Source organism: Pseudonocardia sp. ICBG1293 (genome assembly GCF_020131355.1).
In the GTDB taxonomy this organism is placed as follows: domain Bacteria; phylum Actinomycetota; class Actinomycetes; order Mycobacteriales; family Pseudonocardiaceae; genus Pseudonocardia.
In genome coordinates this window covers 327,560-344,808 of record NZ_JAHLEL010000051.1, presented here as the reverse complement: position 1 = coordinate 344,808, position 17,249 = coordinate 327,560, and the positions used below count along the sequence as shown (strand labels likewise).

The following is a 17,249-nucleotide window of genomic DNA, read 5'->3' as shown; positions in this document are numbered from 1 at the left end:
TCGACGACGAGGAGAGTGCCCGTGCGCCCGAGAACCAGGTCGCGTCCCGCCGTCCTCACCGCGCTGCTGGCGGTCATCGGACTCGCCCTCACCGGCTGTGCCGGGGCCGGCACGTTCGGTCTGCCGGAGGGTACGCGGATCGTGACGATCGCGATCGTGTCCAACCCGCAGATGGAGGACGCGATCGAGCTGAGCCCACGGTTCGAGGCCGAGAACCCCGGCATCACCGTGCGCTTCGTGAGCCTGTCCGAGAACGAGGCCCGCGCGAAGATCACCGCGTCGGTGGCCACCGGCGGCGACGAGTTCGACGCGGTGATGATCTCCAACTACGAGACCCCGCAGTGGGCCCGCAACGGCTGGCTGGTCGACCTCGACCCGCTGATGGACGCCACCCCCGGCTACGACCGGGACGACTTCACCCCGACCATCCGCGGCGCGCTCTCAGGCCCGGACGGACACATGTACTCGGTGCCGTTCTACGGCGAGTCGGCGTTCCTGATGTACCGCAAGGACCTCTTCGAGCAGGCCGGGCTGACCATGCCCGCGACGCCGACGTGGGACCAGGTGGCCCAGTTCGCCGACCGGCTCACCGACCGCGAGCAGGGCCGTGGCGGCATCTGCCTGCGCGGCAAGCCCGGCTGGGGCGAGGTCATGGCCCCGGTCGACGCGATGATCAACTCCTATGGCGGCCGGTGGTTCGACCAGGACTGGAACGCGCAGCTGACCTCGCCCGAGGTGCGCAAGGCCGTCAACTTCTACGTCGACCTGGTCCGCCGCGACGGCCAGGCCGGCGCCGCGGGCTCCGGCTTCTCCGAGTGCGGCAACCAGTTCAGCCAGGGCAACACCGCGATGTGGTTCGACGCCACCGTCGCCGCCGGCCTGCTGGAGAACCCGGACGAGTCCAACGTCGTCGGGAAGGTCGGCTACGCCCCGGCACCGACCGGCGTCGACGGGCTGTCCTCGGGCTGGCTGTACTCGTGGGCGCTGGCCATCCCCCGCACCACGGCGGACAAGGGACCCGAGCAGGTCGAGGCGACCTGGAAGTTCCTGTCCTGGATGACGTCGAAGCCGTACCAGCAGATGGTCGGCGAGGAGCTCGGCTGGACCTCCGTCCCGCCCGGCGCCCGCCAGTCGACCTACGAGATCCCCGAGTACGTCGCCGCCTCGCAGGCCTACGCGCCGCAGACCATCGCGGCGATCAACGCCGCCAACCAGGACCGGCCGACCCGTGACCCCGTCCCCTACACCGGGCTGCAGTTCGTCGGGATCCCGGAGTTCCAGGATCTCGGGACCCGGGTGAGCCAGCAGATCTCCGCGGCCATCGCCGGGCAGCAGACCGCCGACGAGGCCCTCGAGCAGGCCCAGCAGTACGCCGAGACCGTCGGCGAGTCCTACCAGCAGAGCGGGGGCGACCGGTGACGACGACGGAGGCACCACCACAGGCGGCACCGGAGCGGCAGACCTCGCCCGCCGCCGAGCGGCGGGACGGCTGGATCCGCCGGACCCCGCTGCTGCCCGCGCTGATCTTCACGATCATCGTCACGCAGCTGCCGTTCCTGGTGACGATCTGGTACTCGCTGCAGTCCTGGAACCTGGTGCGCCCCGGCAGCCAGCGCTTCGTCGGGCTGGAGAACTACGCGACGGTCTTCACCGACTCGCAGTTCCGCGGCGTCGCGCTCAACTCGATCCTGCTGACCCTGGGCGCCGTCGCCATCGCGATGGTCCTCGGCCTGCTGATCGCGCTGCTGCTCAACCGCGCGTTCGTCGGCCGCGGCGTGGTCCGGACGCTGATCATCACGCCGTTCCTGATCACCCCGGTGGCGGGCGCGCTGCTGTGGAAGGCGGTGCTGTTCGATCCGACCTACGGCCTGGTGAACTTCGTCCTCGGCCCGTTCGGCGCCGGTCAGACCGACTGGGTGTCCACCTTCCCCCGGGCGGCCGTGATCATCGCGCTGGTGTGGCAGTGGACGCCGTTCATGATGCTGCTGATCCTGGCCGGGCTCGGCTCCCAGCCGCCGGAGGTCCTCGAGGCCGCCCGGATGGACGGGGCGACCGGGTTCGCGGTCTTCCGGGAGGTGACGCTGCCGCACCTGCAGCGGTTCATCGAGCTGGGGGTCGTGCTCGGCGCGATCTACCTGGTCAACACCTTCGACACGATCTACATGATGACCCAGGGCGGGCCGGGTACGGCCTCGGCGAACCTGCCGTTCTACATCTACCAGCGGGCCTTCCTGGGCTTCGACATCGGCGAGTCCGCCGCGATGGGCGTGGTCACCGTGGTCGCGACGATCGTCGTCGCCACCCTGGCCCTGCGCCTGATCTTCCGCAGCTTCTCCGCCGCCGAGGAGGCGTGATGACCGCAGTCGCCGAACGGACCTCCACCCCCGCGACGAGGCCGCGGAAGGCCTCCCGCGGGGCCGGGCCGCTGCTCAGCGTGCTCGCCTGGATCGTCGGGCTCGGGTTCTTCTTCCCGGTGCTGTGGATGGTGATGACCGCCTTCAAGACCGAGGCGCAGGCCGTCACCATCCCGCCGACGGTGTTCTTCGTCCCCACGTTCGACAACTTCGCCGAGGTCTTCGGCGGCGGCGTCGGGCCCTACCTGCTCAACTCGCTGTTCGCGACGGTCGCCTCGACGGTCCTGGTGCTCCTGCTCGGCACCCCGGCCGCGTTCGCGCTCTCGCTGCGGCCGGTGAAGAAGACCCAGGACGTGCTGTTCTTCTTCATCTCCACCAAGATGCTGCCGGTCGTCGCGGCGATCGTGCCGATCTACGTCGTCGTCAACTACCTGGGGGCGCTGGACAACATCTGGACCCTCGTCGTCCTCTACACCGCGATGAACCTGCCGATCGCAGTGTGGATGATGCGCTCGTTCTTCCTGGAGGTCCCCAAGGAGCTCCTGGAGGCCGCGAGCATGGACGGGGCGTCGCTGTGGCGCTCGCTGCGCGAGGTCGTGCTGCCGATCATCTCGCCCGGCATGGCCGCGACGGCGCTGATCTGCATGATCTTCGCCTGGAACGAGTTCTTCTTCGCGGTGAACCTGACCGCCTCGCGGGCCGCGACCGTCCCCGTCTACCTCGTCGGGTTCATCACCTCGGAGGGCCTGTACTTCGCCAGCCTCTGCGCCGCGGCCACCGTGGCCGCGCTGCCCGTCGTCATCGCCGGGTGGATCGCCCAGAACAAGCTGGTCCAGGGCCTGTCGTTCGGGGCCGTCAAGTGATCGTGTTCGTGACCAGGATGGGAGCCCGCCGTGGCTGACGTGGTGTTCGACCAGGCATCTCGGATCTACACCCCCGGAGCCAAGCCGGCGGTCGACCGGCTCGACCTGACGATCGAGGACGGCGAGTTCGTCGTGCTCGTCGGGCCGTCCGGGTCGGGCAAGTCGACGGCGCTGCGGATGCTCGCGGGTCTCGAGGAGATCGACGGCGGTTCGATCCGGATCGACGGCGAGAACATGGTCGGCGTCGCCTCCCGGGACCGCGACATCGCCATGGTGTTCCAGAACTACGCCCTCTACCCGAACAAGACCGTCGGGGAGAACATGGCGTTCCCCCTGAAGATGGCCGGGATCGAGAAGGCCGAGCGTGCGGTCAAGGTCAAGGAGGCCGCGGAGATCCTCGGCCTGACCGACTACCTCGACCGCAAGCCGCGCGCCCTGTCCGGCGGTCAGCGCCAGCGCGTCGCGATGGGCCGGGCGATCGTGCGCGAGCCGCGGGTCTTCCTGATGGACGAGCCGCTGTCGAACCTCGACGCGAAGATGCGGGTGCAGACCCGCACCGAGATCGCCGCGCTGCAGCGGCGCCTCGGCGTGACCACCGTCTACGTCACCCACGACCAGGTCGAGGCCATGACGATGGGCGACCGGGTCGCGCTGCTCGCCGACGGGAAGCTGCAGCAGTTCGCCACCCCCGCCGACCTCTACGACCGGCCGCAGAACGCGTTCGTCGCCGGGTTCATCGGCTCCCCCGCGATGAACCTGTTCACCGCACGGGTGACCGAGCGCGGGGTGACGCTCGCCGGGCGGGAGGTCGCCCTCCCCCAGGACGTCCGGTCGACCATCGGGGCGCACCAGCTCACCGAGGTGACCCTCGGCATCCGCCCCGAGCAGTGGACGGTCTCCGCCGACGGCGGCGAGGGCATCCCGGCCCGGGTCGACGTCGTCGAGGAGCTCGGGTCCGACGCCTACCTCTACGGCACCCTGGCCGAGTCCTCCGGTGACCTGTCGGCGACGGCGTCGCTGACCGGACCGCGCGACGACGCCGTCGTCGTGCGCACCGCGGGGCGCACCGGGGCACGACGGGGCGACCGGGTGGCGCTGACCCCGTCCACCGAGGGGCTGCACCTGTTCCACCCGGAGACCGGCGACCGGCTCTGAGCGGGTCCGCCCGGCGGCGCGGGGCGTCGCCGGGCGGGTCAGCCCGGGTGCGAGGCGGCGAGCTGGCCGCAGGCCGCGTCGATCTCCTGACCGCGGGTGTCGCGGACGGTGCAGGCCACCCCGGCCGCGCGGACCCGGCGGACGAACTCCTCCTCGACGGGCTTCGGCGAGGCGTCCCACTCGCTGCCCGGCGTCGGGTTCAGCGGGATGAGGTTGACGTGCACCCGGGAGGTCCCGATGTGCTGCCGCAACACCTTCGCCAGCATGTCGGCGCGCCACGGCTGGTCGTTCACGTCGCGGATCAACGCGTACTCGATGGAGACGCGGCGGCCGGTCGTGGTGGCGTAGCGGCGGCCGGCGTCGAGGACCTCGGACACCTTCCACCGGTTGTTGACCGGGACGAGGGTGTCGCGCAGCTCGTCGTCCGGGCAGTGCAGCGAGATCGCCAGGGTGACCGGGATGCCCTCCTCGCGGAGCCGGTCGATCGCCGGGACCAGTCCCACGGTGGACACGGTGACCCCGCGCGCGGAGATGCCCAGCCCGTCCGGCGCCGGCTCGGTGATCCGGCGGACGGCGGCGACGACCCGCTTGTAGTTCGCGAGCGGCTCGCCCATCCCCATGAACACGACGTTCGACAGCCGGGTCGGCTCGTCCAGCACACCGTCCCGTGCCTGGGCGGCGGCGCGACGGACCTGGTCGACGATCTCGGCGGTCGACAGGTTGCGCTGCAGACCGCCCTGACCGGTGGCGCAGAACGGGCACGCCATACCGCAGCCCGCCTGGCTGGAGATGCAGACCGTCGCCCGGTCCGGGTAGCGCATCAGGACGCTCTCGGCGAGCACGCCGTCGTGGCCGCGCCACAGCGTCTTGCGGGTCGCGCCGCCGTCGCACGCCTTCTCCGTCAACGGGGTGACCAGCGGCGGGAGCAGCGGGCGCAGCTTCTCCCGCACGTCGCCGCCGAGGTCGCTCATGGAGTCGAGGTCGTCGGTGAGACGACCGAACCAGTGGCGGGCCAGCTGGTCGAGCCGGAAGCGCGGCACGCCGAGCTCCGTCGCGACGGCGGCGCGGTCGGCCGGGTCGAGGTCGGCGAGATGGCGGGGCGGAGTACCGCGGCGGGGTGCGTCGAAGACGAGCGGGAGACTGGACATGGCACCACCAGTGTGCCAGCCCGGCTGCGGGTCAGCGGATCCCGGGGATGCGCACGTTGAAGCGCCGGGACAGGTCCTCCAGGATCCCGAGCCGGCGCGCCGCCGCCACCCACAGCACGATCCCCGCGCAGAGCCCGGTCACCGGCACCGCCGACCCGGTCCCCTGCCCCTGGTGGGTCAGGGCCAGGAACGCACCGAACGCGGCGATCAGCAGCACCAGCCCGCCGGTCGCGACGAGGCTGCGCTCCTCCAGCACGGTGGACGCCTGGATCAGCAGCACACCGACCAGGGCGGCCGACAGCGCGGTGGCCAGCCCGCCGTAGCCGACCAGCGACGACAGCGACGGCAGCAGCACGACGCCGGCGACCCCGATCAGGACCAGCCGCTGCATCCGCCGCTTGCGCTCGGGGTGCAGGGTCACCGCCATCGCGGCGTTGCGCCGGCGCACGATCCACAGGTACGCGGTCAGGAAGATGCCGAGCGCGACGAGGACGGTGGCGAACCCGTTCCCCAGACCGCCCGCGCCGACCACCCAGGCCAGCAGGCCCAGGACGATCTCCAGACTCGGCACGGGAACGCCCAGCGAGGGCTGGCGCATCGTGTACGGCATGCGCCCACGGTAGCGAGGGCCGCCCGGGAGGCGTCCCGGGTGTGCCGCGACGACACACCCGCCATACCCCGAACCGGACATCATGGGAAGCTCGTCACGTGCCCGGGTCCCCGATCCCGGGCCGCCACCACCACACCGCCGGGTCCTCGCCCGGCTTCCCCGAGGAGAGCCATGACCCTCCCCACCACGTCCTCCGCCGAGCCCGCCCCGCGCTCCGGCGGGCCCACCCTCGGCCGCCGCACCATGATCGCCGGCGCGGGTGTCGCCGCGATCGGCGCCGTCGCCGCCTGCGGTGGCGGCGGCTCGACCACCACCGACAACGGCGGCCAGGCCCAGACCGGGGACGCCCCGCAGGGCTCCCCGGGCACCGTCCTCGGCCCGACCTCGGAGGTGCCGGTCGGTGGCGGCGCCATCTTCGCCGACGCGCAGGTCGTCGTCACCCAGCCGCAGCAGGGCACGTTCACCGGCCTGTCCGCGATCTGCCCCCACCAGGGCTGCGCCGTCAGCCAGATCACCGACGGGCAGATCGTCTGCCCGTGCCACAACAGCCGGTTCTCCCTCGACGGCGCCGTCGTCGACGGGCCGGCCCAGCGGCCGCTCGACCCGCGGCAGGTCACCGTCGCGGACGGCTCGATCACCCTGGCCTGAGACCGCACCCGGCGCCGCGGCTCAGGACGGCAGCACGAGCCCGTCGACGCGGCGCCGGGTGTGCAGCCGGTAGCCCACGCGCACGGTCCGGTCGGCGACGTCGTCGATCGCCCGGCGTGCGGTGCGGGCGGAGAACTCGATGCGCAGGACCTCCTCGAGGTCCGCGCGGCGCTCGAACCGCCAGGTCGACAGCACCCGGCGGAGCGCGAAGCCGTGCGCGGCGAAGAACCGGTCGACCGCGGGCGGGTCGTAGCGCGGCAGGTCGGCGCGCAGCCACGTCCCGTACGGCCGCACCGTGAAGTCCAGGTCGACGACGGCGAGCACCCCACCCGGGCGCAGCACCCGCATCGCCTCGGCGATCCCCGGCTCGCAGCCGGGCCCGAAGAAGTACGCGGTGCGCGCGTGGACCAGGTCCATGCAGGCGTCGGGCAGCGGGAGCCGTTCGGCACCGGCGGTGTGCACGACGATGCGGTCGTCGTCCGCCACCCGCCGCCGCGCCCGCTCGACCAGCGGTGGGTGCGGCTCGACGCCGGTGACGGTCGCCGCCCGTTCGGCGAAGCGCGGCAGGTGGAAGCCGTCACCGCAGCCGACGTCGAGGACGTCGGCGCCCTCCCAGCCCCCCGTCTCCGCCCGGAGCGCGTCCCACAGCTCGCCGTCGGCGTCCTGGGCGCGGTTCTCGGTCTCGTAGACCTCCGGCCAGTTCCAGATGTTGGGGCTGGGGATCGCCGGGCCGGGCTTCGGCTGCCCGCCGAACCCGGCGTAGCCGCGTCTCACGCGAGCGGGACGACGATCCCGAGGATCGCCCAGGCGACGAAGGCGGTCGGCAGGAGCGAGTCCAGGCGGTCCATCAGACCGCCGTGCCCGGGCAGCAGGTTCCCCATGTCCTTGACGCCGATGTCCCGCTTGACCAGGGACTCGACCAGGTCGCCCAGCGTCGCCGTCGCGACGAGCAGCAGCCCGACCAGCAGGCCCCAGTACCAGGGCGCGTCGAGCAGCAGCCCGAGGCAGAGCGCGCCGGCGACCATACCGGCGACGAGCGACCCCCCGAAGCCCTCCCAGGACTTCTTGGGGCTGATCGTGGGGGCCATCGGATGCCGGCCCGCGACGACGCCGGCCGCGTACCCGCCGACGTCGGAGGCCACCACACAGAGCAGGAAGGTCAGGACCCGGCCCACGCCGTCCGGTGCGACGGTCAGCTGTACGGCGAAGGCCACCAGCAGCGGGACGTAGACCGCGACGAACAGCGACGCGCTGATGTCGCGGACGAAGTGCGCCGCACCGGTCCGCATCCGCCACAGCAGGCAGCCCAGCACCGTCGCGGCGAGCGCGATCGCGGCCCCGTGCAGGCCGAACGGCCAGGACAGCCACACGACGGCCTGGCCGCCCACCAGGAGCACCGGCGTCGAGACCCGGATGTCGGCGCCGCGGCGCAGCGCTCCCGCGAGCTCCCAGGTGCCGATCGCGGTGACGCAGGCGAGCACCAGGACGAAGCCCTGGCGCTGGATCAGCAGGCTCAGCAGGATGACGACGCCGAGCCCGACGCCGACGGCGATCGCCGCGACGAGGTTGCGCCCCAGCCGGGAGCGCTTGTAGCCCTTCTGCCCCCGGACGGGTTTCGGCACGTCGGGGGTCGGTGACACACCGGCCGGCCCGTCACCGGGCAGGTCGGAGGTCACGGGGACGACGGCGTCGGAGGAGGAGGAGGAGGGCACCGGGCTCAGACCTCGAGGAGCTCGGATTCCTTGTTCTTGACCAGCTCGTCGATCTGCCCGACGTAGCGGTCCGTGACGCCCTGCAGCTCCTTCTCCGCGCGGGCGACCTCGTCCTCGCCCGCCTCGCCGTCCCGCTGGATGCGGTGCAGCTCGTCCATCGCCTTGCGGCGCAGGCCGCGGAGCACGACCCGCGCGTCCTCACCCTTGCCCCGGGCGACCTTGACCATGTCGCGGCGCCGCTCCTCGGAGAGCTGCGGGATGATCACGCGGATGATCTGCCCGTCGTTGGACGGGTTGACGCCCAGGTCCGAGTCGGCGATCGCCTTCTCGAGCTGCTTGAGCTGGCTGGCGTCGTAGGGCTTGATGACCGCCATCCGCGCCTCGGGGATCGACACCGAGGCGAGCTGGTTCAGCGGGGTCCACGCGCCGTAGTAGTCCACGACGATGCGGGAGAACATGTTCGGAGTGGCCCGGCCGGTCCGCACCGACGCCAGATCGTCACGGGCGACCGTGACAGCCTTCTCCATCTTCTCCTCGACGTCGAAGAGGGTTTCCTCGATCACGGTTGCATCCCCCGCCTGGTCGTTCTCGCTGGCTGTCACGATCCTCTCACCCGCCGCCCGGGCGGTGCGCGGAGCACCACCCGGGCGACGGCGGGAGGATCAGTTCTGGCCGACCTCGAAACGGACGAAGTCGTTGATGGTCAGACCGGCCTCGTCGGCGACGGCCTTGACCGACTTCTTCGGGTCCACGACGGAGGCCTGCTCGAGGAGCACGACGTCCTTGTAGTAGCCGTTGACCCGGCCCTCGACGATGCGGGGCAGGACCTGCTCGGGCTTGCCCTCCTCGCGGGCGGTCGCCTCCGCGATCTTCTTCTCGTTCTCGACGATCTCGGCGGGGACCTGCTCGCGGGTCAGGTACTCCGGCCGGGCCGCCGCGACCTGCATCGCGAGACCGCGGGCGGCCTCAGCGTCGCCGCCCTCGTAGGCCAGCAGGACGCCGATCTGCGGGGGCAGGTCGGTGGCGCGCTTGTGCAGGTAGACGGCGGCCTGGCCGTCGACCCGGGCGTAGCGCTTCAGCTCGAACTTCTCGCCGATGCGGGCGGACAGGGCCTGCACGGCCTCGCCCACGGTGCCGTCCTCGAGCTTGGTCTCGCGCAGCGCGTCGAGGTCGGCCGGCTTCTCGGCGACCGCGGCGGCCAGGATCTTCTCGGCCAGCGCGATGAAGTCGTCGGACTTGGCGACGAAGTCGGTCTCGCAGTCCAGCTCGACCAGGGTGCCGCCGTCGGCGACGACCAGGCCGTTGGCGGTGGCGCGCTCGGCGCGCTTGCCGACGTCCTTCGCGCCCTTGATGCGGAGCAGCTCGACGGCCTTGTCGAAGTCGCCGTCGGACTCCTCGAGCGCCTTCTTGCAGTCCATCATCCCGGAGCCGGTGAGCTCACGGAGCCGCTTGACGTCGGCGGCGGTGTAGTTCGCCATCGGGTGTCTCTCGTCCTCTGGGTCGTGACGGGAAGGGGGTCACCGGGTCGCACCCGGCGGGCCCGCGGTGTGCGGGCCCGCCGGGTGCGCGCACTCAGTTCTGGGTGCCGTTGCTGGTGGACGCGGGGGCGGTCGCGACCGCCGCACCGTCGCCGCCGGCGGCGGAGAGGCTGGCACCGTCGGAGCCGACCTCGTTGCCCGCCAGGACGTCCTGCTCCCACTCCGGGAGCGGCTGCTCGGTGGCGGCCTCGCCACCCTCGCCCCGGCGCTGGCCACGGGAGACCAGTCCGTCGGCGGCGGCCTTGGCGATGACCTTGGTCAGCAGCGCGGCCGAGCGGATCGCGTCGTCGTTGCCCGGGATCGGGAAGTCGACCTCGTCCGGGTCGCAGTTGGTGTCCAGGATGGAGACGACCGGGATCTTGAGCTTCCGGGCCTCGCCGACGGCGATGTGCTCCTTCTTGGTGTCCACGATCCAGACGGCGGACGGGACCTTGGACATGTCGCGAATACCGCCGAGGGTCTTCTCGAGCTTGTCCTTCTCGCGGGTCAGCGTGAGGATCTCGCGCTTGGAGCGGCCCTCGAAGCCACCGTTCTGCTCCATCGCCTCGAGCTCCTTGAGGCGCTGCAGGCGACGGTGGACGGTCTGGAAGTTGGTGAGCATGCCACCCAGCCAGCGCTGGTTCACGTACGGCATGTTGACCCGGGCCGCCTCTTCGGCGATGGCCTCCTGGGCCTGCTTCTTGGTGCCGACGAACATGATCGTCCCACCGTGCGCGACGGTCTCGCGCACGAACTCGTAGGCGCGGTCGATGTACGACAGCGTCTGCTGCAGGTCGATGATGTAGATGCCGTTGCGCTCGGTGAGGATGTAGCGCTTCATCTTCGGGTTCCAGCGACGGGTCTGGTGCCCGAAGTGCACGCCGCTGTCGAGCAGCTGCTTCATGGTGACGACGGCCATGGCCTGCGTTCACCTCTCGGTCGGGCGCGGCGGATGCCGCGCAGGCGGTTCGTGGGCCCACCGGTCGGCGGACCACCCTGGCGCCCGCGGCGGAGCCGGACCCGCTCCCCGGGTCGCACGTGCGTGCGACGTCGGATGGCAGGACCGCCCGGCCTCCGCTCCCGACGCCGTACCCTGGGGGAACGGCGCGACGGGCGAGCGGGCGCGCGAAGTCACCACGACGGACGTGGTGCGCGGACCAGTGTATGCCGGGGTCCGGCGGCCGATCGCGGCGGAGCCCGGTTCCCGCGACGGTGGTCCACAACCGGCCGGTACGTCCACAGGAGCACGGCGCGCCCCCGCGACGAGCGGCCGTCGCCGCAGGCTGGACGGGTGTCCCCCACCGCCCGGCCCGCTCCGCCGACCCGCACCCCGCGTCGCACACCCCGCCCGGGGTGGCGGGTCGGGGCGCGGGTGGTGGCGGTGCTGCTCGCCGTGGTCGTCACCGGGACGGCGTTGCTGCCGCCGGGGGCCGCGGTCGCCGAGCCGGTCCGCGAACCGCCGGGAGCTGCGGACGTCGAGCCGGTCCGGGGGCCTCCGTCGCCTGCGGGGCCCGGCTCTCCCGGGCCCGGCGCCGTCCCGCCCGGCGCTGCCCTGCCCGATGCCGCCCTGCCCGATGCCGCCCTGCCCGATGCCGCCCCGCCCGATGCCGCCCCGCCCGGACCGGGCCCGGCTGCGCCCGGGTCGCCGGAGGCGGCACGCCCGGCGCCGGTGCCACCGCGCCCGCCCGGTGCGGGGATTCCGGCACCGGGGGCGGACTACTCCTGGCCGCTGCTCCCTCCGCCCGCGGTGACGGCGGTGTTCCGCAAACCCGCGTTCCGCTACGGCCGCGGGCACCGCGGCGCCGACCTCGCGGGGGTGCCCGGCCAGGCCGTGCTCGTCGCGCGGGAGGGGGTGGTGGTCTTCGCCGGGGCGGTCGCCGGGCGCGGGGTCGTCTCGGTCGACCACCCGGACGGGCTGCGCAGCACCTACGAGCCGGTCACCGCCGCGGTCGTCGCCGGGGCCCGGCTCGCCGGGGGTGACCCGGTGGGGTCCCTCGAACCCGGGCACGCAGGGTGTCCGACCGAGGCCTGCCTGCACTGGGGGGTGCGTCGGGAACGGCTCGACCACCTGGACCCGCTGGTGCTGCTGCGTCCGCCCCGGGTGCGGCTGCTGCCCTGGGCAGGGGCACCGGAGCCCGCGGGGCCCGCCCCGGGGGTCAGCCCGCCAGTGCCGGCTGCAACGACACCCGCAGCCGGGTGATCACCCGGGCGTGCAGCTGGCAGACCCGGGACTCGGTGACCCCCAGGACGGCGCCGATCTCGGCCAGGGTCCGGTTCTCGACGTAGTAGAGGCCCAGGACCAGGCGATCCCGCTCCCCCAGCCTGCCAATCGCAGCGCGCAGCTCCGCACCGGTCTCCCGCCGTACGGCCGCGGTCACCGGATCCACCGAGTCGTCCGCCGGGAGGGTCGCCAGCGGCGAGCCGGACGGTCCGCCCGCGCCGAGGTCCTCGGCGCTGACCAGGTACATCGGCCTGCGGGCCTGACGCAGGTCGCGCACCGCGACCCCCAGCTCGGCGGCGAGCTCACCGTCGGTCGCGGGACGCCCCGCGCGGAACTGCACCGCCTCGCGGGCCCGTTCGACCTCGCGACTGCGCGCCCGCACGGTGCGGGGCACCCAGTCCTGGGCCCGCAGCTCGTCGAGCATGGCGCCCCGGACCCGCTGGGCGGCGTAGGCCTCGAAGCGGATGCCACGAGCGGGGTCGAAGCGGTCGATCACCTCCATCAGCCCGAACGTTCCGGACTGCAGCAGGTCGGCGAGCTCGATCGACGACGGCAGCCGGACGGCGAGCTTCGCCCCCACTCCGCGTACCAGCGGGGCGTGGTGCTCCACCAGCCGGCGCCGGGCGCCGGGGGCACGGGTCGCGAGGAACTCCCGCCACAGCGGTACCGCCGCCGGCTCGACGGTCTCGATCAGGTGACCCCGGGTACCGCCGGGCGTGTCGCGCGCCGGCCGGCCCGTCGACGGGACGAGCGCGATGCGCGTCGGGGCCGCACCCGCGTCCGGCCCTCCGGTCGGGCCCCCGGGGAGGTCGTGGCGCACGTGCCCGGGTGGTTCGCCGACCGGGCCGAGGACCGCCGGGCGCGGCGGGTCGCCCCCCGCGGCCACCCGGTCGAGGGCCGTGGCCAGGGCGACGGGGAAGGCGTCGGGACGGAGAGACGTCGCGGGGGACGTCTCACGCCCGAGGGTGCGCCTGGTCATGAACCACCTTCAGCCGGTCGACGGTCACATGCGTGTAGAGCTGTGTCGTCGACAGCGTAGCGTGACCGAGCAACTCCTGTACGTAACGAAGGTCGGCTCCGCCCTCCAGCAGATGGGTCGCCGCGGCGTGCCGCAGACCGTGTGGTCCGACGTCCGGGACACCCGGCACCGCCCGGATCGCACGGTGCACGACGGTCCGCGCGACGCGCGGGTCCAGCCGCCCGCCGCGCACGCCCAGCAGCAGCGCGGGCGGCGAGGACGGGGTCACCAGCGCAGGCCGGCCGTCGTCGAGCCAGCGGCGCAGCGCCCGCGCAGCCGGGACACCGAAGACCACGGTGCGTTCGCGGTCGCCCTTGCCCCGGACCCGCAGGGTACGGGCGGACTCGTCGACCGACCCGGTGTCCAGCCCGCACAGCTCCGCGACCCGGATCCCGGTGGCGTAGAGCAGCTCGAGCACCAGCAGGTCGCGCAGGGCCTCCGGGGAGTCCTCCGCCGCGCCCGCGGTGACCGCGGCCAGGACGGCGGCCGTCTCCGCCACGGCCGGGACCTCCGGCAGCACGGTGCCCGCACGCGGCGACCCGAGCCGGGCGGCCGGGTCGTGGTCGAGCCGGCCGGTGCGTACCGCCCAGCCGCAGAACGTCCTGGCCGCGGCGGTGCGACGGGCGACGGTGGCCCGTCCGGCGCCGGCGGAGTGGGTCGCGCCGAGCCGGCGCCGCAGATGGTCGAGGTCGAGCGCGGCGAGGCCGGGAAGACCACGGAGCAGGTCGGTCAGGTCCGAACGGTAGCCGCGAACGGTGTGCGGCGAGCGATTGCGCTCGTGGCGCAGGTGCCCGGTGAACTCCTCGACCGCCGCGGCGACGTCCGGTGCGAGGTCGTCCCCCGCGACGGCCCCGTCACCGGCCGCACGGGCGCCGACTGGGCCCGCGGGAGTGCCCCCGGCGCGGTCCGGGGTCGGCTCGGTGGCCGCAGGACCGGAGGACTCTGTGCGTGCCATGACCGGACGGTCCGCCGCCACGGCGCCCCGGTCAAGGACCCGCCCGGCGCGCCGGGCGCTGCCACAGTCCCTGGTGGTACTCGGCGAGACCGCGGGCCTCCAGCTCGGTCAGGGCCGCACGCAGCTGGTCGGGGCCGACGCCGGCGGCCTCGCCGATCCGCCCGGGCGACCAGGCGGCCCTGGCGGGCAGCGCGTCGTGGACCGCGAGCACCCGTGGGTCGAGCCCGTCGGTCGGGCGAGCCTCCCCCTGCGGGGGCGGGGCGAGGTCCACACCCAGCCGGCCCACCACCTCCAGGACGTCCTCGGGGCGCCCAACGAGGCCAGCCTGGTGCGAACGGACCAGCTCGTGGCAGCCGACCGACATCCCCGACGTCACCGGGCCGGGCACCGCCATCAGCGATCGTCCGAGCGCGGGCGCGTCGGCGGCGGTCCGTCTCGTCCCGCTGCGGGCCCCCGCCTCGACGACGAGGGTCCCGACGCCGAGGGCGGCCAGCAGCCGGTTGCGGACCAGGAACCGGAGCCGCCCGGGGATCGTCCCGGGCGGGTACTCGGTCAGCACCAGCCCGGTCGCGGCGACCCGTTCGAGCAGCCCGGTGTGGGCGGCCGGGTACACGCGGTCCGGACCGCAGGCCAGCACCGCGACGGTCGCGCCGTCGACGGCGAGCGCCCCGCGGTGCGCGGCCGCGTCGATCCCGAACGCCGCGCCGGAGAGGATCGCGACGCCGCGGCGGGCGAGCGTCGCCGAGAAGTCCGCGGCCACGTTCAGCCCGTACGGGGTGGCCGCGCGCGAGCCGACGACGGTGACCGACCGTTCGGCGAGCGTCGCGACGTCCCCGGGGCCGCGGGCCCACAGCGCGATCGGGGGCGCGAGGTCTGCCCGCGGGGCCTCCGCGAACGACCGGAACGGCCACGACGGCCACCCCGGATCCTCCGGGACGAGCAGCCGGGCCCCGGAACCCGCGGCGGCCTCCAGGTCGGTCTCGGACCGGTCGGTGCCCCGCCGGGCCGCGGCGGCGCCCAGCAGCGCGTCGGGGACGGCGCCGCGGCGCAGCCGGTCGGCCGCCTCGACCGGCCCGTACCGGTCGACCAGCGCGACGAGGTGCCGGTTCGGGGGCTCGACGCAGCGCAGAAGGTAGGCGCGGGCGCGCAGCACCTCCTCGGACACCGCGGCGTCGGCGCCCGGCCGGGCGGCCGGGACCGGGACGCTCATGCCGCACCCCGCTCACGGAAGTACAGTGCCGCGTCGACCAGGCCGCGGTCGGGCCGTTCGGCCCCGGCCAGGTCGCTGAGCGTCCAGGCGACCCGCAGGGCCCGGTCCGCGCCGCGGGCGCTGAGGTCCCCGGCCCGCAGCCGGGCCTCCAGGGGTGCGATCACGCGCGCGGGCAGCGGGAAGCGGGTCCGCAGGGCTGGACCGGGCACCTCGGCGTTGCACCGCCACCCGTGCTCGGACCACCGCTCGGCTGCCGCGGCGCGGGCGTCGAGCACCCGTCGCCGGACGGTCGCGGTGTCCTCGCCCTGCTTCTCGCTCGCCCGCAGCGCGGTCACCGGCTCCATCGCGACCCGGAGGTCGACCCGGTCGAGCAGGGGGCCGGACAGCCGTGACATGTAGCGACGGCGGACATCGGGCCGGCAGGTGCAGTCGCGGTCGATCGGCGGCGCGCACGGGCAGGGGTTCGCCGCGAGCACGAGCTGGAACCGGGCCGGGTAGCGCACCGTGCCGTCGGCGCGGGAGAGGCGGACCTCGCCCTCCTCCAGCGGGGTGCGCAGCCCGTCGAGGACCGAGGCGGGCCAGTGCGGGCACTCGTCGAGGAAGAGCACCCCGCGGTGGGCCAGCGACACCGCGCCGGGCCGGGCGACACCGCTGCCCCCGCCCAGCAGCGCCGCGGTCGACGCCGAGTGGTGCGGTGCGACGAAGGGCGCGGACGTGCTGAGCACGCCGGTGTCGCCGAGTCGGCCCGCCACCGAGCGGATCGCGGCCAGCTGCAGTGCCTCGGCGCGGTCGAGCTCGGGCAGCAGTCCCACCACCCGTTGGGCCAGCATGGTCTTGCCGGTGCCGGGCGGACCGACCAGCAGCAGGTGGTGCACGCCCGCGGCAGCGATCTCCAGGGCACGCCGGGCGTCGTGCTGGCCGAGCACGTCGGCCAGCTCGGGTGCCGGGACGACCGGGGCGGCCTGCCGGCCGCCGTCGTGCCGGTGCAGCAGCCGGTTGCCCGCCGCCCAGTCCAGGACGTCACCGAGGCGGTCGGCGCCGAACGCCTCGATCCCGTCCACCAGCGCCGCCTCGGCGAGCGCCGCCCGCGGCACGACGGCGCGGACCATGCCGGCGTCGCGGGCGGCGAGCAGACAGGGCAGCACTCCCGGTACCGGGCGGAGCCTGCCGTCGAGGGCGAGCTCGCCGAGCAGCGCGGTGCCGCGCAGCCGGTCGGGTGGCACCGCGTCCGCGGCGACCAGGACCCCGAGGGCCAGGGCGAGGTCGAAGCGGCTGCCGGTCTTGCGCAGGGTCGCCGGGGAGAGGGCCAGCACGATCCGCTCGTTGGGCCAGGTGCGGCCGGAGTGCACGATCGCGGACCGCACGCGGTCCTTCGCCTCGTTGAGGGCGGCGTCGGGCAGGCCGACCAGGTGCACGCCGGGCATCCCGCCGCCGATGACCGCCTCGATCTCGACGGGGACGCCGTCGACGCCGTGCAACGCCACCGACCAGATGCGCGCCGGGGGCCGCATCAGAACGCCGCCGGGTAGTGGGTGAGCGTGGCCGGGCTGCCGGGCCGCATCAGGACGGCCACCACGTCGAACCGGATCTCGACCCAGTTCACCCGGTGGGCGGCCATGAACGCCTTCGCCAGCAACCGGATCCGGCGTGTCTTGCGCGGGGTCACCGCCTCGGCGGGCTCGCCGTAGCGGAGCCCGGAACGGGTCTTGACCTCGCAGAACACCAGACGTCGCTGGGGATCGACCGCGACGATGTCGATCTCGCCGTGCGAGCACCGCCAGTTGCGGCTGAGCACGACCATCCGTGGGCCCGTTCGAGGTACTCGGCGGCGGTGTCCT

At 73.9% G+C, this 17,249-nt stretch carries 18 protein-coding genes; 6 read left to right on the top strand and 12 right to left on the bottom strand.

Annotated features, from left to right (window positions below):
• Positions 1-15 precede the first annotated feature (15 nt).
• From KPF47_RS27610 to KPF47_RS27595, 4 genes are read left to right on the top strand one after another with little or no spacing between them, the layout of a single operon-like run.
• Positions 16-1,419: a sugar ABC transporter substrate-binding protein gene (locus tag KPF47_RS27610; RefSeq protein WP_374108903.1), complete on the top strand. Its 1,404-nt coding sequence runs from the start codon at positions 16-18 to the stop codon at positions 1,417-1,419.
• A complete protein-coding gene (locus KPF47_RS27605) occupies positions 1,416-2,354 on the top strand; it encodes a carbohydrate ABC transporter permease (RefSeq protein ID WP_374108902.1) in 939 nt (312 codons plus the stop codon). Before KPF47_RS27610 ends, KPF47_RS27605 begins: the two co-directional genes overlap by 4 nt.
• On the top strand, positions 2,354-3,217 hold the full coding sequence (locus KPF47_RS27600; RefSeq protein ID WP_224391740.1) for a carbohydrate ABC transporter permease: 864 nt from the start codon (positions 2,354-2,356) through the stop codon (positions 3,215-3,217). The genes KPF47_RS27605 and KPF47_RS27600 overlap by 1 nt, the downstream gene beginning before the upstream one ends.
• Positions 3,218-3,247: 30 nt before the next feature.
• On the top strand, positions 3,248-4,372 hold the full coding sequence (locus KPF47_RS27595; protein WP_224391739.1) for an ABC transporter ATP-binding protein: 1,125 nt from the start codon (positions 3,248-3,250) through the stop codon (positions 4,370-4,372).
• Positions 4,373-4,410: 38 nt separating this feature from the next.
• Here the strand turns inward: KPF47_RS27595 and rlmN are convergent, their stop codons facing one another.
• The gene (gene rlmN, locus KPF47_RS27590; RefSeq protein ID WP_224391738.1) at positions 4,411-5,520 is read right to left on the bottom strand and encodes a 23S rRNA (adenine(2503)-C(2))-methyltransferase RlmN; all 1,110 of its coding nucleotides are present in this window, start codon (positions 5,518-5,520) and stop codon (positions 4,411-4,413) included.
• Positions 5,521-5,551: 31 nt separating this feature from the next.
• The gene (locus KPF47_RS27585) at positions 5,552-6,130 is read right to left on the bottom strand and encodes a hypothetical protein (protein ID WP_224391737.1); all 579 of its coding nucleotides are present in this window, start codon (positions 6,128-6,130) and stop codon (positions 5,552-5,554) included.
• 171 nt (positions 6,131-6,301) lie between these two features.
• On the opposite strand from KPF47_RS27585, the gene KPF47_RS27580 reads away from it, so the two are divergent.
• The gene (locus KPF47_RS27580; RefSeq protein ID WP_224391736.1) at positions 6,302-6,778 is read left to right on the top strand and encodes a Rieske (2Fe-2S) protein; all 477 of its coding nucleotides are present in this window, start codon (positions 6,302-6,304) and stop codon (positions 6,776-6,778) included.
• A 21-nt stretch (positions 6,779-6,799) separates the two neighbouring features.
• Here KPF47_RS27580 and KPF47_RS27575 read toward each other — a convergent pair whose 3' ends face one another.
• The 5 genes from KPF47_RS27575 to rpsB form a co-directional block, all read right to left on the bottom strand.
• Positions 6,800-7,552, bottom strand: coding sequence for a class I SAM-dependent methyltransferase (locus KPF47_RS27575; protein ID WP_224391735.1), 753 nt, complete (start codon positions 7,550-7,552; stop codon positions 6,800-6,802).
• On the bottom strand, positions 7,549-8,490 hold the full coding sequence (locus KPF47_RS27570) for a phosphatidate cytidylyltransferase (RefSeq protein ID WP_374108901.1): 942 nt from the start codon (positions 8,488-8,490) through the stop codon (positions 7,549-7,551). Before KPF47_RS27570 ends, KPF47_RS27575 begins: the two co-directional genes overlap by 4 nt.
• A gap of 5 nt (positions 8,491-8,495) precedes the next feature.
• Positions 8,496-9,053 (bottom strand): ribosome recycling factor, encoded by a 558-nt coding sequence (gene frr / locus KPF47_RS27565; protein ID WP_224391734.1) that lies wholly within the window; start codon positions 9,051-9,053, stop codon positions 8,496-8,498.
• A gap of 99 nt (positions 9,054-9,152) precedes the next feature.
• Positions 9,153-9,968: a translation elongation factor Ts gene (tsf, locus tag KPF47_RS27560; protein ID WP_073578170.1), complete on the bottom strand. Its 816-nt coding sequence runs from the start codon at positions 9,966-9,968 to the stop codon at positions 9,153-9,155.
• A 94-nt stretch (positions 9,969-10,062) separates the two neighbouring features.
• The gene (gene rpsB / locus KPF47_RS27555) at positions 10,063-10,926 is read right to left on the bottom strand and encodes a 30S ribosomal protein S2 (RefSeq protein ID WP_161152314.1); all 864 of its coding nucleotides are present in this window, start codon (positions 10,924-10,926) and stop codon (positions 10,063-10,065) included.
• 372 nt (positions 10,927-11,298) lie between these two features.
• On the opposite strand from rpsB, the gene KPF47_RS27550 reads away from it, so the two are divergent.
• Positions 11,299-12,207, top strand: a complete 909-nt coding sequence (locus KPF47_RS27550) for a M23 family metallopeptidase (RefSeq protein ID WP_224391733.1) — start codon at positions 11,299-11,301, stop codon at positions 12,205-12,207.
• On the opposite strand, the gene KPF47_RS27545 is transcribed toward KPF47_RS27550, so the two are convergent.
• Genes KPF47_RS27545 through KPF47_RS27525 form a run of 5 tightly spaced genes read right to left on the bottom strand, consistent with a single transcriptional unit; the run spans position 12,164 to position 17,212 of the window.
• Positions 12,164-13,207: a FliA/WhiG family RNA polymerase sigma factor gene (locus KPF47_RS27545; RefSeq protein WP_224391732.1), complete on the bottom strand. Its 1,044-nt coding sequence runs from the start codon at positions 13,205-13,207 to the stop codon at positions 12,164-12,166. The two genes, KPF47_RS27550 and KPF47_RS27545, sit on opposite strands and share 44 nt — an antisense overlap.
• Positions 13,182-14,201: a tyrosine-type recombinase/integrase gene (locus KPF47_RS27540; protein ID WP_224391731.1), complete on the bottom strand. Its 1,020-nt coding sequence runs from the start codon at positions 14,199-14,201 to the stop codon at positions 13,182-13,184. Before KPF47_RS27540 ends, KPF47_RS27545 begins: the two co-directional genes overlap by 26 nt.
• 31 nt (positions 14,202-14,232) lie before the next feature.
• Entirely contained in the window at positions 14,233-15,411 is a 1,179-nt protein-coding gene (locus KPF47_RS27535) for a DNA-processing protein DprA (protein ID WP_224391730.1), read from the bottom strand.
• Complete coding sequence (locus KPF47_RS27530) at positions 15,408-16,922, bottom strand: YifB family Mg chelatase-like AAA ATPase (protein ID WP_224391729.1); 1,515 nt, start codon at positions 16,920-16,922, stop codon at positions 15,408-15,410. The genes KPF47_RS27535 and KPF47_RS27530 overlap by 4 nt, the downstream gene beginning before the upstream one ends.
• A complete protein-coding gene (locus KPF47_RS27525) occupies positions 16,922-17,212 on the bottom strand; it encodes a YraN family protein (RefSeq protein WP_308015511.1) in 291 nt (96 codons plus the stop codon). Before KPF47_RS27525 ends, KPF47_RS27530 begins: the two co-directional genes overlap by 1 nt.
• Between the last annotated feature and the right edge of the window lie 37 nt (positions 17,213-17,249).

Excerpts from the sequence above, each read along its gene's own strand:
- KPF47_RS27600 (WP_224391740.1), top strand. The coding sequence starts at position 2,354 with ATGACCGCAGTCGCCGAACGGACCTCCACCCCCGCGACGAGGCCGCGG.
- rlmN (WP_224391738.1), bottom strand. The coding sequence starts at position 5,520 with ATGTCCAGTCTCCCGCTCGTCTTCGACGCACCCCGCCGCGGTACTCCG.
- KPF47_RS27585 (WP_224391737.1), bottom strand. The coding sequence starts at position 6,130 with ATGCCGTACACGATGCGCCAGCCCTCGCTGGGCGTTCCCGTGCCGAGT.
- KPF47_RS27580 (WP_224391736.1), top strand. The coding sequence starts at position 6,302 with ATGACCCTCCCCACCACGTCCTCCGCCGAGCCCGCCCCGCGCTCCGGC.
- tsf (WP_073578170.1), bottom strand. The coding sequence starts at position 9,968 with ATGGCGAACTACACCGCCGCCGACGTCAAGCGGCTCCGTGAGCTCACC.
- rpsB (WP_161152314.1), bottom strand. The coding sequence starts at position 10,926 with ATGGCCGTCGTCACCATGAAGCAGCTGCTCGACAGCGGCGTGCACTTC.
- KPF47_RS27545 (WP_224391732.1), bottom strand. The coding sequence starts at position 13,207 with ATGACCAGGCGCACCCTCGGGCGTGAGACGTCCCCCGCGACGTCTCTC.
- KPF47_RS27540 (WP_224391731.1), bottom strand. The coding sequence starts at position 14,201 with ATGGCACGCACAGAGTCCTCCGGTCCTGCGGCCACCGAGCCGACCCCG.
- KPF47_RS27535 (WP_224391730.1), bottom strand. The coding sequence starts at position 15,411 with ATGAGCGTCCCGGTCCCGGCCGCCCGGCCGGGCGCCGACGCCGCGGTG.
- KPF47_RS27530 (WP_224391729.1), bottom strand. The coding sequence starts at position 16,922 with ATGCGGCCCCCGGCGCGCATCTGGTCGGTGGCGTTGCACGGCGTCGAC.
- KPF47_RS27525 (WP_308015511.1), bottom strand. The coding sequence starts at position 17,212 with ATGGTCGTGCTCAGCCGCAACTGGCGGTGCTCGCACGGCGAGATCGAC.